Below are 13,776 nucleotides of genomic sequence, written 5' to 3'. Positions count from 1 at the left end.
GCAAAACTAGGTCCGGGTAGGCGCTTTTCGATCGCGTTGTCGCCACCAGCCGATCAGGAACAGCGTCAGCGCGGTGACGAGCCCGATCAACACCCACAGCACGATGGCCTGATCCACCCACGAACCGTACGGCGGGCTGCCCGGCAGGATGTTGCGCAGCGGGACGATCGCGAAAAGCATTGCGCCGTACCACGTGGTGAGCGGCGGCAGGAACGACGTGCGGCCCAGCGCCACGGGAATGGCGACCCATAGCGCCAGCACGGGCAGCGAGATCAGGACCAGGCAGATGCCGACATCGAAGATCAGCTGCCCCTTGGCCCGGTGCAGCGTGATCACCACGTCGTCCTTAAGGTCCGGGTTGTTGTCTTCGGCGTCGTGGACGCGGGTGACGGTGGCATCCCAGCCGTCCAGCCCCCCGGTCGCCTCGACGCGCGCGGCCGTCTTCTCCTTGCCGGCGCCGGACCCGGTGAACACGTCGGCCGAGATGACGCCGGTCCGGTACGAGTCGAACGGCCAGTTCGCCGGATCGCCGTGCGCCTCGATGGTGGTTGTCACCTGTGCGGGTGCCTTGCCGACCGGGTACTGCAGATCACCCAGGTCGTTGTCGGGATACAGCCGGACCGCCGCATCGGTCGTGAGCACCCCGAAGTTCTTGTCGTACAACGTGTCTTTGGGGTAGACGAGCACATTGACCGTCAGCCGGTTCGCGACGGTATCCAGCTTCTCCAGCCGCACCTGCACGACGCTGTCCTCGGCCTCGACCTTGCTCAGGTCTACCGCGGGTAGCGGGGGCGCCGATTTGGCCAGCAGGTGCACGGCGATCAGCGACAGCACGTAGATGACGACGAGGGAGGCGACGATCCCGAACGCGATGGCGATCTGCCGCCCTCGCGCGCCGGCCGGTGCCGGCGGCGCGGGTGGTCCGGCGGGCATAGGGGTACTCATCAGTCCTTCGAAAAGGCAAGCGCGATCTCGGTTTCCACGTCCACATAGGGTCGGCCGGACAGGTCGACGGTCACCTGGGTGATGGTGCCTCCGGTGAAGGTGAACGGCGCCTTATAGCGACTGGAGACGCCCGACCCGCCGTTGCGCCCGACCGTGATGCCCGCGCCCGCCAGCCCGAAGGTGCCGGGGTGGGTGCTCACCCCGGTCAGCATGCCGACGACCTTGTCGTCGATGAACAAGCTGACGTCACCGAGCGGCGTGTGACTGTTCTCGACCGTCCCGGTGCGTGAATAGCTGGCGCCGAACAGATGTCGGCCCAGCGGCACGGCGTCGGACGACGACACCTCCTGCTGGCGCTCGCCGAGGAAGTTGTACACGTAGTGCAACCGGCCGTCCTGGATGAACAGCACATGCCCGCCGTGCGCGCCGCCCTGCTTGAACAGCACACCCTCGGCGCCAGTGGTGTCGACGGTCACCTCGGCGAGCACCGAGAAGGACCGGCCGCGGATTTCGGCGGCGGCACCGATGCTGACGTCGGCGCAGTCCGGATAGTAGATGTAGGTGTTCCGGTCGCTGACCAGATACGGCCGCGACCGGCCCAGCGTCTCGAGGATGTTCAGGTCCGACAGCGGCAGTCCGTTGTATTTGGCCGCCTCCGAGAACCACAGCGCCTTGAGTTCTTCGAGTTTGTCCGGGTTTTCGGCGGCCAGGTCGTGGCACTGGCTGCGGTCGGCCTCGATGTGGAACAGTTCCCAGCGGTCGGCGTCGAAATGCGACCAGCCGGCCGGTGTCGCCGCATGGACGGTGTTGGCGAACCAGCCCTGGTGCCAGATCCCGCGGGTGCCCAGCATGGTGTAGAACTGGGTGCTCTTGCCGGTGTCGGCGCCCGGATCGGCAAGGGCCGCCTTGAAACTCACGCCGTCCAGGGGCTTCTGGGGGATGCCCTTGAGGGTCTGCGGTGGCGCCATGCCCAGCAGGTCGTAGACGGTCGGGGTGATGTCGCAGACGTTGACGTAGGTGTCGCGAACCTGCCCGTGTGCGGCAATTCCGTTGGGCCACGAGATGATTGCCGTATCCGCGATGCCACCCTCATGGGAGGCGTACCGCTTGTAGAGCTTGTAGGGCGTGTTGAAGGCCATCGCCCAGCCGATCGGGTAATGGTTGTAGGTTTCGGGGCCGCCGAGGTGGTCGAATAACTTCATGCTCTCTTCGACGGTGTCGATGTAGCCGTTGAAGAACTTGCCCTCGTTGACCGAGCCGTTCGGGCCACCCTCGCCGCTGGCGCCGTTGTCGGAGATGACCACGATGATGGTGTTGTCCAGCTGGCCCGATTCCTCGAGATAGTCCAGGATGCGGCCGATCTGGGCGTCGGTGTAGCTCAAGAACCCGGCGAACACCTCGGCCATCCGCGCGAACAGCCTTTTCTCTTCGTCGTTGAGTGAATCCCAGGGTCGCACGGTGTCCTGCAGCGGCCACGGCTCACCGCTCGGTCCCTTCACGTCCAGGTACGGGTTGACCGGTGACAGCTCGGTGTCGGGCGGCACGATTCCGAGCGCCTTCTGCCGCTCCAGCACGAACTCGCGGTAGCGCTCGTAGCCCATGTCGAAGCGACCGGCGTAGCGGTCGGCCCATTCTTTGAATACGTGATGCGGCGCGTGCCCGGCGCCGGGGCACACGTAGGAGAACCAAGGCTTCTCGGGCGCAATAACTTTGGCGTCGCGGATGAACTCGATGGTCTTGTCGGCCAGGTCCTTGGAGAGGTGGTAGCCGTCCTCCGGGGTGCCCGGCGGGCTCACCGGGTGGTTGTCGTACACCAGGTCGGGATACCACTGGTCGGTTTCACCGCCCAGGAATCCGTAGAACCGTTCGAAGCCACGCGAGGTCGGCCAGTGCCGCTTGGTCGACGCGAGATTCGATTCCTCGAGCGGGGTCAGGTGCCACTTGCCCACGGCGTAGGTGTTGTAGCCGTGCTCGGCGAGCGCCTCGGAGAGCAGGCCGGTGTCAAACGGTATGCGGCCGTTGGCATTGGGGAAGCCCTCGGTGAACTCCTCGATGGTGGCCATGCCGACCGTCGTGGCGTTGCGTCCGGTGAGCAGCGACGCCCGGGTCGGCGAGCACAGCGCGGTGGTATGGAATTGCGAGAGCCGGACGCCACGTTCGGCGATGCGCGACATGGCCGGCATCTCCACCAGACCGCCGAAGCAGTCCCAGGTGGCGATGCCCGTGTCGTCCCACACCAGGTACAGGACGTTGGGTGCGTCGGGGGGCGCGGTCGGCGCGGCGTAGGGTCCCCAGTCCGGTTCGGAGTCCCGGATGTCGAGCTCGATCTTCCCGTTGAACTGCCCCGACCCAGTCGCCATCGCCGCAGACTACACCCGCGACGGGGCGTTCGCTGCCGCTAGCTAAAAGGGCTTACTTAGCCTTTTCCAGAATTTCGACGAGGCGCCAGCGCTTGGTCGCCGAGGTCGGGCGGGTCTCCATCAGCGATACGCGGTCGCCGATTCCGGCCGTGCTGTTCTCGTCGTGCGCCTTGACCTTCGTGGTGGTCCGGATGATCTTGCCGTACAGCGGGTGACGCACGCGGTCCTCGAGCTCGACCACGATGGTCTTCTGCATCTTGTCACTCACCACGTAGCCGATGCGCACCTTGCGCCGTCCCCGCACCTTCGGGTTGGCCGGAGTGTGCTTGGGGCCTTTGGGATTACCGTCCTTCGACGCGGCCTCGGTTGCGGCGGCCTTCTTGGGCGCGGCCTTCTTGGCTTCTGCCATCACGATTCCTTACCATCCGGCCCGGAAGCCAGGCCCAGTTCTCGTTCGCGCAGCACCGTGTAGACGCGCGCGATCTCCTGACGCACCGTGCGGAGCCGGCGGTTGTTGGTGAGCTGTCCGGTCGCCATCTGGAAACGCAGATTGAACAGCTCTTCCTTGGATTCGCGCAACCGCTCGGTGAGCTCCTCTTCGGTGAGCTCACGCAGTTCGCCAGGCGAAATTCCCACTGCCATCAGAACTGATCCTCTCGAGTCACGATGCGGGCCTTGATCGGCAACTTGTGGATCGCGCGGGTCAGCGCCGCCCGGGCGGTCTGCTCGTTGGGGTAGCTGAGTTCGAACAGCACCCGGCCCGGCTTGACGTTGACGACCCACCACTCCGGCGAACCCTTACCCGAACCCATGCGGGTCTCGGCGGGCTTCTTGGTCAGCGGCCGGTCGGGGAACACGTTGATCCACACCTTGCCGCCACGCTTGATGTGCCGGTTGATGGCGATACGAGCGGACTCGATCTGGCGGTTGGTGACGTAGGCGTGCTCCAAGGCCTGGATGCCGTAGTCACCGAAGTTCACCGCCGTACCGCCACTGGCGATGCCGCGCTGGCGGGGGTGGTGCTGCTTGCGGTGTTTAACCCTGCGGGGAATCAACATGATTCAGCTCTCCGTGCTCTGTGGTTCTGCAGCGGGTGCGGACTGGGCCGGCGCGGCGCCAGCGCCCTCTTCGGCGCTTGCGGCCGCGCGGCCGGCCTCGGTGCTGGTGGCCGTGGTGCCCGACGCGCCACTGCGACGCGGACGGGTGCCCGACGGACGCTCACGGCGCGAACGCTCGGCACCGGCCGGAGCGGCGGCGGCCAATTCGCGCTTCCCGCCGACGATGTCGCCCTTGTAGATCCACACCTTCACGCCGATCCGGCCGAAGGTGGTCTTGGCTTCGTACAGGCCGTAGTCGATGTCGGCGCGCAGCGTGTGCAGCGGCACCCGGCCCTCGCGGTAGAACTCCGAGCGGCTCATCTCGGCGCCGCCGAGGCGGCCGGAGCACTGCACCCGAATGCCCTTGACGTTGGGCTGACGCATCGCCGACTGGATGGCCTTACGCATCGCCCGGCGGAACGCCACGCGGTTGCTCAGCTGCTCGGCGACGCCCTGGGCCACCAGTTGCGCCTGCGACTCCGGGTTGCGGACCTCGAGGATGTTGAGCTGAACCTGCTTGCCGGTCAGCTTCTCCAGGTCGGCACGGATCCGGTCGGCCTCGGTGCCGCGGCGGCCGATCACGATGCCGGGACGTGCGGTGTGGATGTCCACCCGGACTCGGTCACGGGTGCGCTCGATCTCCACGTCGGCGATCCCGGCCCGCTCCAGGCCGGTCGAGAGCAGCCGCCGGATGGCGACGTCTTCCTTGACGTAGTCCGCGTACTGCTTGTCGGCGTACCAGCGTGACTTCCAGTCGGTGGTGATGCCCAGCCGGAAACCGTGCGGATTGATCTTCTGGCCCACTAGTCTGAGCCTCCCTTCGCGTCAGAGGTCTCAGACGTCTTGGCTTCGGCCTTCGCCGCCTTCTTCGCGGGCGCTTTGGTGGCGGCCTTCTTGGCGGGCGCCTTGTTGGCCGGCGCTTTCTTGGCGGGGGCCTTCGCGGCGGCCTTGCTGGCCTCGGCGCGACGGGCCCGGGACGACTTCGCCGATCCCTGGTCCTTGCCCGGCCGGCTTTCCACCACGACGGTGATGTGGCTGGTGCGCTTGCGGATCCGGAACGCGCGGCCCTGGGCGCGCGGACGGATGCGCTTGGCGGTGGGGCCCTCGTCGGCGTAGACGGTGGCGACCACCAGGGTCGCCGGGTCCAGCCCGTTGTTGTTCTGCGCGTTGGCCGCGGCACTGGCGATCACCTTGGCCACCGGCTCGCTGGCGGCCTGCGGCGCCCAGCGCAGGATGTCCAGCGCGTCGGCCACCGAGCGGCCGCGCACCAGGTCGATCACCCGGCGCGCCTTTCTCGGCGACACCCGCACGAACCGTGCTTTGGCCACCGCCGATGGGAATTCCGTTGTGGTCATCGCCGTTTGGCCTTCCGGTCGTCCTTGATGTGTCCCTTGAAGGTGCGGGTGGGCGCGAATTCACCGAGCTTGTGGCCGACCATCGCCTCGGTGACGAACACCGGGACGTGCTTGCGTCCGTCGTGGACGGCGAAGGTGTGGCCGATGAAGTCAGGAATGATCGTCGAACGTCGCGACCATGTCTTGATCACCTGTTTGGTGTTCTTCTCGTTCTGCGTGTCCACCTTCTTGAGCAGGTGGCCGTCGACGAACGGGCCCTTCTTCAGGCTGCGTGGCATGTGCTGATACTCCTAGTCCTGGGACTTCCTCAGCGCCCGTGCTTCTTGCCGGTGCGCCGGCGTCGGACAATGAGCTTGTTGCTGGCCTTGTTCGGGTGGCGGGTGCGGCCCTCGGGCTTGCCCCAGGGGCTCACCGGGTGACGACCACCGGAGGTCTTGCCCTCACCACCACCGTGCGGGTGGTCCACCGGGTTCATCACCACACCACGGACGGAGGGGCGCTTGCCCTTCCACCGCATCCGGCCGGCCTTGCCCCAGTTGATGTTCGCCTGTTCGGCGTTGCCGACCTCGCCGACGGTGGCGCGGCAGCGCACGTCGACGCGGCGGATCTCACCGCTGGGCATCCGCAGCGACGCGTAGGTGCCCTCTTTACCGAGCAACTGGATGCTCGACCCGGCCGAGCGCGCCAGCTTGGCGCCGCCGCCCGGCCGCAGCTCCACGGCGTGGATGACGGTACCGGCCGGGATGTTGCGCAGCGGCAGGTTGTTGCCTGGCTTGATGTCGGCGTTCGGGCCGCACTCCACCACATCGCCCTGCGAAAGTCCCTGCGGCGCAATGATGTAGCGCTTCTCGCCGTCCAGGAAGTGCAGCAGCGCGATGTTGGCCGTGCGGTTGGGGTCGTATTCGATGTGCGCGACCTTGGCGTTCACGCCGTCCTTGTCGTTGCGGCGGAAGTCGATCACCCGGTAGGCGCGCTTGTGGCCGCCACCCTTGTGGCGGGTGGTGATGCGGCCGTGCGCGTTCCGGCCACCGTGGCCGTGCAGCGGGCGCACCAGCGACTTCTCCGGGGTGGAACGGGTGACTTCGGAGAAATCGGACACGCTCGAGCCGCGGCGGCCCGGGCTCGTCGGCTTGTACTTACGAATTGCCATGTCTAATCAGGTCTTCCTCTCGCGGCGGCTACGCCGGTGCCCCGAACAGATCGATCGGCTTGCTACCCGGCGCCAGCGTGACGATGGCCCGCTTGGTGCTCTTGCGCTTGCCGAATCCGGTCCTGGTGCGCTTGCGCTTACCTTGCCGGTTCGCGGTGTTCACCGATGCGACCTTGACGGAGAAGATCTTCTCGATAGCGATCTTGATCTGCGTCTTGTTCGAATCGGGGTGCACCACAAACGTGTACACGTTGTCGTCGAGCAACGAGTAGGACTTCTCCGAGATGACGGGGCCCAGAATGATGTCGCGGGGGTCAGTGATGGTCGCCATCTACGCCGTTACCTCCACATCTTTATCGGCGGCGCCGCCGGTGGCCCCAGCGATGTAGGCGCCCAGCGCCTCAACGCTGAACACCACGTCGTCGGAGCGCAGCACGTCGTAGGTGTTGAGCTGGTCGGGAGTCAGCAGGTGCACACCGGGCAGGTTGCGCACGCTCTTGGCGCCGGTCTCGTCGCTGCGCCCGATCACGACCAGCACCTGCTTGCGGTCGGTCAGCGTGCCCAGGAACGCCCGGGCGTTCTTGGTCGACGGCGTCTGCCCCGACACCAGCTCGGTGATCGCGTGGATGCGGCCGTTGCGAGCCCGGTCGGACAGGGCACCGCGCAACGCCGCGGCGATCATCTTCTTGGGCGTGCGCTGGCTGTAGTCGCGGGGCTTGGGCCCGTGCACGACGCCACCACCGGTGAACTGCGGGGCGCGGGTCGAACCCTGACGGGCCCGGCCGGTTCCCTTCTGCCGGTACGGCTTACGGCCACCGCCGCTGACATCGCCGCGCGTCTTGGTCGAGTGCGTGCCCTGACGCGCCGCCGCCCGCTGCGCGGTGACGACCTGGTGCATCAGCGCGATATTGGCCGGCGCATCGAACAACTCGGCCGGCAACTCGATCGAGCCCTCGACCTTGCCGCCCGGCGTCTTGACGTCAATCTTCACCGCTGCCATTACTTCTCACCTCGCTTGACCGCGCTGCGGACCACGACGAGTCCACCGGTGCGGCCGGGGACCGCGCCCTTGATCAGCAGCACGCCGTTCTCGGTATCGACCTTGTGCACCAACAGGTTCTGGACGGTCACCCGGTCGCTACCCATCCGGCCCGCCATCCGGGTGCCCTTGAAGACCCGGGCGGGGGTGGCGCAGCCGCCGATGGAACCGGGCCGCCGGTGCACCGCCTGGGCACCGTGGCTGGCGCCCTGGCCACGGAAGCCGTGGCGCTTCATGGTGCCGGCGAAGCCCTTGCCCTTGGAGGTGCCCGTGACATCGACGTAGGCGCCGTCGGCGAAGATCTCCGCCGTCAGCTCCTGGCCGACCTCGTATTCGGCGGCCGCCTCGGGGTTCTCCAGCCGCAACTCGGCCAGAAACCGGCGCGGGTTGACGCCCGCGGCGGCGTACTGACCGGTCACCGGCTTGTTGACCTTGCGAGGACTGATCTCGCCGTAGGCCAGCTGCACGGCGCTGTAGCCGTCGCGCTCGGGGGTACGGATCCGGGTCACCACGTTCGGGCCGGCCTTGACGACCGTCACCGGCACGACCCGATTGTTCTCGTCGAACACCTGCGTCATGCCCAGCTTGGTACCCAGGATGCCTTTTCTTGCCATGAGTCGCCGATCTCCTACTGGATGTTGACGTCGACACTGGCCGGAAGGTCGATGCGCATCAGCGCGTCGACGGTCTTCGGCGTCGGGTCGAGGATGTCGATGAGCCGCTTGTGCGTGCGCATCTCGAAGTGCTCCCGCGAGTCCTTGTACTTGTGCGGTGAGCGGATGACGCAATACACGTTCTTCTCAGTCGGCAGCGGCACCGGACCTACAACGCTGGCACCCGTGCGGACGACGGTCTCGACGATCTTGCGCGCCGACGCGTCAATAGCCTCATGGTCGTAGGCCTTAAGCCTGATGCGGATCTTCTGTCCCGCCACGCTTCTCCTACCCTCACTCCTGTTGGGGCCCGCTATCCGGGCTCACATAGTCCTCAGTGCCTCCCAGCGCGCCAGTCGGCGGCCCAATCTTGGGCCGATCGAGCGTTGCGCCGGATATTGCGCCGCTGTTTACCTGTCGTGGTCCACCGGCCCCCGCGGTCGGGCGTGTCACCCTCACGCAGCCTCAGCACGACAATTTCAGGATCGAAATTCGTCGCTCTCAAAGGATGGGACCGGACGCGCCCGTTTGGACGCTGGTCGTATGCCCGACCAGGCGCAAACCCGGCTCAAGGCAACCTGAACAGTATGCCTGAAGATCGTGGCCGATCAAAATTCGGCCCGGATCTGCGTCCGAATCCGCCGCACCCGCCTCGCGGACGGTAGCACCGGAGGATAACCGCGCTGGTCAGAAGCGCCTAGCTGGCGGGGCGCCGGCCCTCAGGCACCCGCCGATTCGACAGTCGCCGCGCCGGACCTGGCGCACTGGACGTGCAGGAAGCCGTCGACGGCCTCCAGCGCGCATTGCCGGTAGTCGAAATCGGGCAGGGTGGACAGCCTGCCCAGCACAAGGGGCCCGATGAGCAGGGCGATCGCCCGCGACCGGTCCACCTCCCCCAGCTCGGCGGCCTCCGGGCTGTCGAAGATGGCGTCGAAGGGCTCCGCGTACTGCTGGGCGATGCGCTCGCGCAGGGTGGTGATGGCCGCGCTGTCGGCGTTGTGGCTGCGCCGCGGCTCGGGCATGCCTTCCAGGTCGCGGCCCAGCGCCAGCCAGGACATGGCGGTCATCACGGTCGGGGCCAGGGCCACGGCCTCGGCCTGGGCCAGCACCACCGCGACCAGCCGGTCGCGCAGCGAGCCCTCGGCCGGCGGGGTGGGCGACGCCGGTATCAGGCTGTTGAAAGCCGCTGCCAGTAAGTCGTTTCCGCTCGGGAAGTGGCGATACAGGGTTGCCCGGGCGACGTTGGCGGTGCGGGTGACCGCGTCGACCGTCACCGCACTGGGACCCCCCGCGCGCAGCAGCGTGACGGCGGCTTCCAGCAGCCTGGCCCGCGACCGTGCCGGGCGCGGGTCGGACGTCTCGGTGGTAATTGCGCCCACCTCCCGTTTGAAAACAAGACTATCGGTCTACCTACAAGACTATTGGTCTCGAAACGTCACACGGTCCCAAGGAGGCGCACCGCATGGTCGAAACCCTCGTCCGGAATGACCAGCGTACTGACGGGATCGGCATCGGCGATAGCTTCCGGGCCCGAAACTGGACGCTGGCCGTCGCCTGCATGGGGGTGGCCCTGGTGGTGGCGTCGATGACGGCCCTGAACACCGCGCTCGGCGACCTGGCGGTCGCCACGTCGGCCACCGCCTCACAGTTGAACTGGGTCGTCGACGGCTACACCGTGGCGTTGGCCTGCCTGCTGCTGCCGGCCGGCGCGATCGGTGACCGCTACGGACGGCGCGGCGCGCTGCTGACCGGACTGCTGGTGTTCTCGATCGGCTCGGTGGCGCCGGCGCTGCTGCACAACCCGTCCCAGATCATCGCGGGGCGGGCGGTGGCCGGGATCGGTGCCGCGTTCGTCATGCCCGCGACGCTGTCGCTGCTGACGGTGGCCTATCCAAAAGACGAGCGCACCAAGGCCGTTGGGATCTGGGCGGGGACGGCCGGTTCCGGCGGCGTGTTGGGCATGCTCGGTTCCGGCCTGCTGCTTCGGTTTTGGGACTGGCACGCCATCTTCTGGTCGCTGGGCATCGCCGGCCTGCTGATTTTCGCGCTGGCCTGCACCGTGGCGTCGTCACGCGACGCGGGCGCTCCTCGGGTCGATGCGCCGGGCGCGGTCCTGATCGGCGCGGCGGTCGCCGTCGCCGTGGCCGCCATCCTGGAAGCGCCGGGGCGCGGGTGGAGCGACCCACTGGTGTGGGGCGGGCTGGCGGTCGGCGCGGTCATGGCCGCGGCGTTCGGCGCGCTCGAGTTGCGCCTGGCGGCGCGGGGCCGGCAACCGCTGCTGGATGTCCGGTTGTTCGCCGACCCGAATTTCGCCACCGGGGTGACCGCGATCGTCATCCTGTTCGGCGCCACCTTCGGGTTCTTCTATATCGGCATGCAATACGTGCAGCAGATCATGGGCTACTCCGCGTTGGCGACCGCGGCGGCCTTCGGGCCGTTCATGGTGCCGCTGGGCATCTTCTCGGCCCTGTCGTTCTGGTATGTGCCCAAGCTGGGCCTGCGGCTGGTGTTGTTCGCCGGCACCCTGCTGATGGCGGTGGGGTTCGGGTGCATGTACTGGCTGGACCTGCACTCCACCTACCTCGAGTTCGCCTGGCCCACACTCATTCTCGCCACCGGCATCGGAATCTGCACGGCGCCGACGACGTCGGCGATCATGGGTGCGGTTCCCGACGAGAAGCAGGGCGTCGCCTCCGCGGTGAACGACACCTCACGCGAGATGGGCGGCGCGCTGGGCATCGCGGTAGCCGGTTCCATCCTGGCCGGTCGCTACTCGCACGAGCTCGCGCCCAGGCTGTCGGACTTTCCCGCACCGGTGCGGGGTCAGGCCACCGACTCGCTGGCCAAGGCGGTCGAGATCGCCGCCCGGCTCGGACCGCAGGGACGCCAGCTGGCCGATATCAGCAAGTCCGCGTTCCTCGCGGCCCTGCACGCCTCCACCATCGCGATGGCCGCGATCGTCGCCCTCGCCGCCGTGGCGATCGGGGTGTGGGCTCCCGGCCGCCACGGCCGCCAGCTGCGACCGGTGCGGCGGCTGCTGTCGCGTCACTGAGCGCGCCGGCGGCCACCGTCAATGCCGTTGTCCGACAGCCGATTCAATGCACAAAGACGCCGTGGCGAAAGCTTGCAAGCGCCCGCCGTTTCTGGTATCAGAGATGTATATCGACAGTTACAAGTCATCTCTGTATTCCCGAGGTGGATGTGGTGTTGATGGGCGTTACGAGCGTGGTCGAGCCGGCATGCGCGGCGATCCGTGAGGCGGCGGCGATCGTGGAGGCCGAGTGGATGCGCCTGCGGCGACCGAGCGTGCCGGTTCGATACCCCAACTGCGAGTTGCCCGCGGCGCGGCGTGGCCGGCGCGGCGCGACCACCCTGGTCTCCCTCGCGCCGACGCGGGTCATCCGCTCGACGCGCCCGCGTGCCACCGACGGCCGATGGCCCGTCTCCCTGGTGTGGGCGCGGCAGCGTTCTCCTCCGTAGTGCCAACGTCTTTCGCAGTCGAGGCGAGAGGAGGTGACTGACAACAGATCAAGCACGGGCTATCGAAGCATGAGATGGCGGTCGTGCCGTCCACGAATATTGCGACGCATTGTTCGCGCGACGCACACCTGCGCGCGCACAGCCACTTGTCGTGGCCATCTACGTGGACCGCATGATGTTCGCCGCCTCGTCGGGCGGGCCGCCGCGGCGGCCGAGTATCTCGGCTACCGCGTCGCGGCCCGCCCATTTGTCCGCGTTCACCGTACGAACTGCGCGGCCCGGTGCCCGATCATCACGATCGTGGCGTGCGGCCCGCGGCTGGTGATCGCCGGCAGGACCGAGCCGTCGATCACCCACAGGTTGTCGATGCCGAGGACCCGGCACCGCGGGTCTACGACCGCGCGCGGGTCGCCGTCGGCACCCATCGGCGCGGTCCCGCAGAGATGTTGCGAGGTCGACCAGACGGCCGCCGCCGCGTCGACCGTGCCACCGGCCAATTCGCGGGCCAGTTCGCTGCCCCGGCGCAGCGCCGCGACGTCGTCGGGCTCACTGTCGTAGCGGTGTTCGATTCGCGGCGACACATCCGGATCGGCCGAGACCAGCGTCATGCGCCCACGCGCGCGTGGTTGCATCAGCGCCACCCCGATGTGTGGCCAGTCGGCGTGCCCGGCGGTGCCGTCACCGGTCATCGCCACGAATCCACCCGTGTACGGCCGGATCTCGAGATCGTCGGCGGTGCACAGCACCACCTCGAGCACCGGCCGTCCGGGCGCCACCGTCCAATCCGTGGGCAGCACCCATTCGGCGTGATCGCTGAACGACGTCCCCACCGGCAGCGGCGCCAGCACCGGCACCCCGGCGGCGGTCAGCATGGCCTCGTCGCCGATGCCCGAGAGCATCAGCAGGTGGGCCGTTTCGATCGCGCCGGCGCACAACACCACCCGGTCGGCGGTATAGGTCACCCGTCCCTGCGGGCCGATCGCATCCACGCCCACCGCGGCGGTGCCGGCAAAACGCAGGCGGGCCGCCCGGGTCTGCGCTTGCACGGTCAGGTTCGGCCGGCGCAACGCCGGGATCAGATATCCCGCGCCGGACCCCCGCCGCACGCCGTCAACGATGTTGAGCGGCACGGCGCCGATCCCCGAGACCGGTTCTGCTGCAGCGTCATTGAGATCGTCGACCCAGCCGAACCCGGCGCGCTGGGCGGCACCGATGAAACGCTCGGTGGTCCCGGTCATGTCGTGGGTGCGGCGCACCCGGATCGGGCCGCTGCGCCCGTGGGCGGGTCCGTCGAAGTCCAGGTCGGTCTCGATGGCGCGGAAACTGTCCAGCACGTCGGGCCATCCCCAGCCCGGGATGGCCATGCGATCGAAGTCGCGCGGTAGCCCCCGGCAGAAGTAGCCGCCGTTGATCGCGCCCGATCCGCCCACGGTCGCACCGCGCACGATGGGATGCTGGCGGGCGGGTTCGTCGGTGAGCCGGGTCTGGTAGCGCCGGACCAGCGGGCTGCCGACACCTATCGGCAACTGCAACCCGTTCGCGGTCTGGGCGAGAAGTCCCGGATCGTCGAGCGCGGGGCCCGCCTCGAGGACATGCACCGAACATTGCGGATCGGCGGAAAGGCGTTCCGCAACAACCGATCCTGCGCTCCCGGCGCCGACGATCAGCACATCGCTGTGCGAGGCAGCCTTACTCAA

17 protein-coding genes are annotated in these 13,776 nt (G+C 67.8%); 2 read left to right on the top strand and 15 right to left on the bottom strand.

The genetic code is table 11. The features are described 5' to 3' along the window. Window positions 1–6 precede the first annotated feature (6 nt). The 14 genes from A5624_RS19110 to A5624_RS19045 form a co-directional block, all read right to left on the bottom strand. Window positions 7–933: a DUF4436 domain-containing protein gene (locus A5624_RS19110; protein ID WP_066869376.1), complete on the bottom strand. Its 927-nt coding sequence runs from the start codon at window positions 931–933 to the stop codon at window positions 7–9. An 11-nt stretch (window positions 934–944) separates the two neighbouring features. After that, a complete protein-coding gene (locus A5624_RS19105; RefSeq protein ID WP_066869373.1) occupies window positions 945–3,305 on the bottom strand; it encodes an arylsulfatase in 2,361 nt (786 codons plus the stop codon). Window positions 3,306–3,357: 52 nt separating this feature from the next. Beyond that, window positions 3,358–3,714 (bottom strand): 30S ribosomal protein S17, encoded by a 357-nt coding sequence (rpsQ, locus tag A5624_RS19100; protein ID WP_066869370.1) that lies wholly within the window; start codon window positions 3,712–3,714, stop codon window positions 3,358–3,360. Next, a complete protein-coding gene (gene rpmC / locus A5624_RS19095) occupies window positions 3,714–3,947 on the bottom strand; it encodes a 50S ribosomal protein L29 (RefSeq protein WP_055401869.1) in 234 nt (77 codons plus the stop codon). The genes rpsQ and rpmC overlap by 1 nt, the downstream gene beginning before the upstream one ends. After that, entirely contained in the window at window positions 3,947–4,363 is a 417-nt protein-coding gene (gene rplP, locus A5624_RS19090; RefSeq protein ID WP_007773582.1) for a 50S ribosomal protein L16, read from the bottom strand. Before rplP ends, rpmC begins: the two co-directional genes overlap by 1 nt. Window positions 4,364–4,366: 3 nt before the next feature. Beyond that, the gene (rpsC, locus tag A5624_RS19085; protein ID WP_066869367.1) at window positions 4,367–5,206 is read right to left on the bottom strand and encodes a 30S ribosomal protein S3; all 840 of its coding nucleotides are present in this window, start codon (window positions 5,204–5,206) and stop codon (window positions 4,367–4,369) included. Further along, window positions 5,206–5,757, bottom strand: coding sequence for a 50S ribosomal protein L22 (gene rplV, locus A5624_RS19080; RefSeq protein ID WP_066869364.1), 552 nt, complete (start codon window positions 5,755–5,757; stop codon window positions 5,206–5,208). Before rplV ends, rpsC begins: the two co-directional genes overlap by 1 nt. Further along, a complete protein-coding gene (gene rpsS / locus A5624_RS19075) occupies window positions 5,754–6,035 on the bottom strand; it encodes a 30S ribosomal protein S19 (protein ID WP_007773585.1) in 282 nt (93 codons plus the stop codon). The genes rplV and rpsS overlap by 4 nt, the downstream gene beginning before the upstream one ends. Before the next feature lie 29 nt (window positions 6,036–6,064). Then, window positions 6,065–6,907: a 50S ribosomal protein L2 gene (rplB, locus tag A5624_RS19070; protein ID WP_007773586.1), complete on the bottom strand. Its 843-nt coding sequence runs from the start codon at window positions 6,905–6,907 to the stop codon at window positions 6,065–6,067. Window positions 6,908–6,935: 28 nt separating this feature from the next. Beyond that, window positions 6,936–7,238: a 50S ribosomal protein L23 gene (rplW, locus tag A5624_RS19065; protein WP_007773589.1), complete on the bottom strand. Its 303-nt coding sequence runs from the start codon at window positions 7,236–7,238 to the stop codon at window positions 6,936–6,938. Next, window positions 7,239–7,907 carry a 50S ribosomal protein L4 gene (gene rplD, locus A5624_RS19060; protein WP_066869360.1) on the bottom strand — a complete coding sequence of 223 codons (669 nt, stop codon included), beginning with the start codon at window positions 7,905–7,907 and terminating at the stop codon, window positions 7,239–7,241. It lies immediately after the preceding gene. Further along, window positions 7,907–8,560, bottom strand: coding sequence for a 50S ribosomal protein L3 (rplC, locus tag A5624_RS19055; RefSeq protein WP_066869357.1), 654 nt, complete (start codon window positions 8,558–8,560; stop codon window positions 7,907–7,909). Before rplC ends, rplD begins: the two co-directional genes overlap by 1 nt. 14 nt (window positions 8,561–8,574) lie before the next feature. Beyond that, window positions 8,575–8,880 (bottom strand): 30S ribosomal protein S10, encoded by a 306-nt coding sequence (gene rpsJ, locus A5624_RS19050; RefSeq protein WP_003873519.1) that lies wholly within the window; start codon window positions 8,878–8,880, stop codon window positions 8,575–8,577. A gap of 438 nt (window positions 8,881–9,318) precedes the next feature. Then, complete coding sequence (locus tag A5624_RS19045; RefSeq protein ID WP_197497926.1) at window positions 9,319–9,918, bottom strand: TetR/AcrR family transcriptional regulator; 600 nt, start codon at window positions 9,916–9,918, stop codon at window positions 9,319–9,321. 143 nt (window positions 9,919–10,061) lie between these two features. Between A5624_RS19045 and A5624_RS19040 the strand changes: the two genes are divergently transcribed. Continuing rightward, window positions 10,062–11,651 (top strand): MFS transporter, encoded by a 1,590-nt coding sequence (locus A5624_RS19040; RefSeq protein WP_066869352.1) that lies wholly within the window; start codon window positions 10,062–10,064, stop codon window positions 11,649–11,651. Window positions 11,652–11,809: 158 nt separating this feature from the next. Then, window positions 11,810–12,079 carry a hypothetical protein gene (locus A5624_RS19035; protein ID WP_156749091.1) on the top strand — a complete coding sequence of 90 codons (270 nt, stop codon included), beginning with the start codon at window positions 11,810–11,812 and terminating at the stop codon, window positions 12,077–12,079. A gap of 257 nt (window positions 12,080–12,336) precedes the next feature. Here the strand turns inward: A5624_RS19035 and mftG are convergent, their stop codons facing one another. Continuing rightward, the gene (gene mftG / locus A5624_RS19030) at window positions 12,337–13,776 is read right to left on the bottom strand and encodes a mycofactocin system GMC family oxidoreductase MftG (RefSeq protein WP_066869346.1); all 1,440 of its coding nucleotides are present in this window, start codon (window positions 13,774–13,776) and stop codon (window positions 12,337–12,339) included.

Origin of the sequence: Mycobacterium sp. 1482292.6, from assembly GCF_001672995.1 — a bacterium.
GTDB classification, from domain to species: Bacteria; Actinomycetota; Actinomycetes; order Mycobacteriales; family Mycobacteriaceae; genus Mycobacterium; species Mycobacterium europaeum_A.
This window is presented reverse-complemented; position numbering and strand designations above follow the sequence as displayed.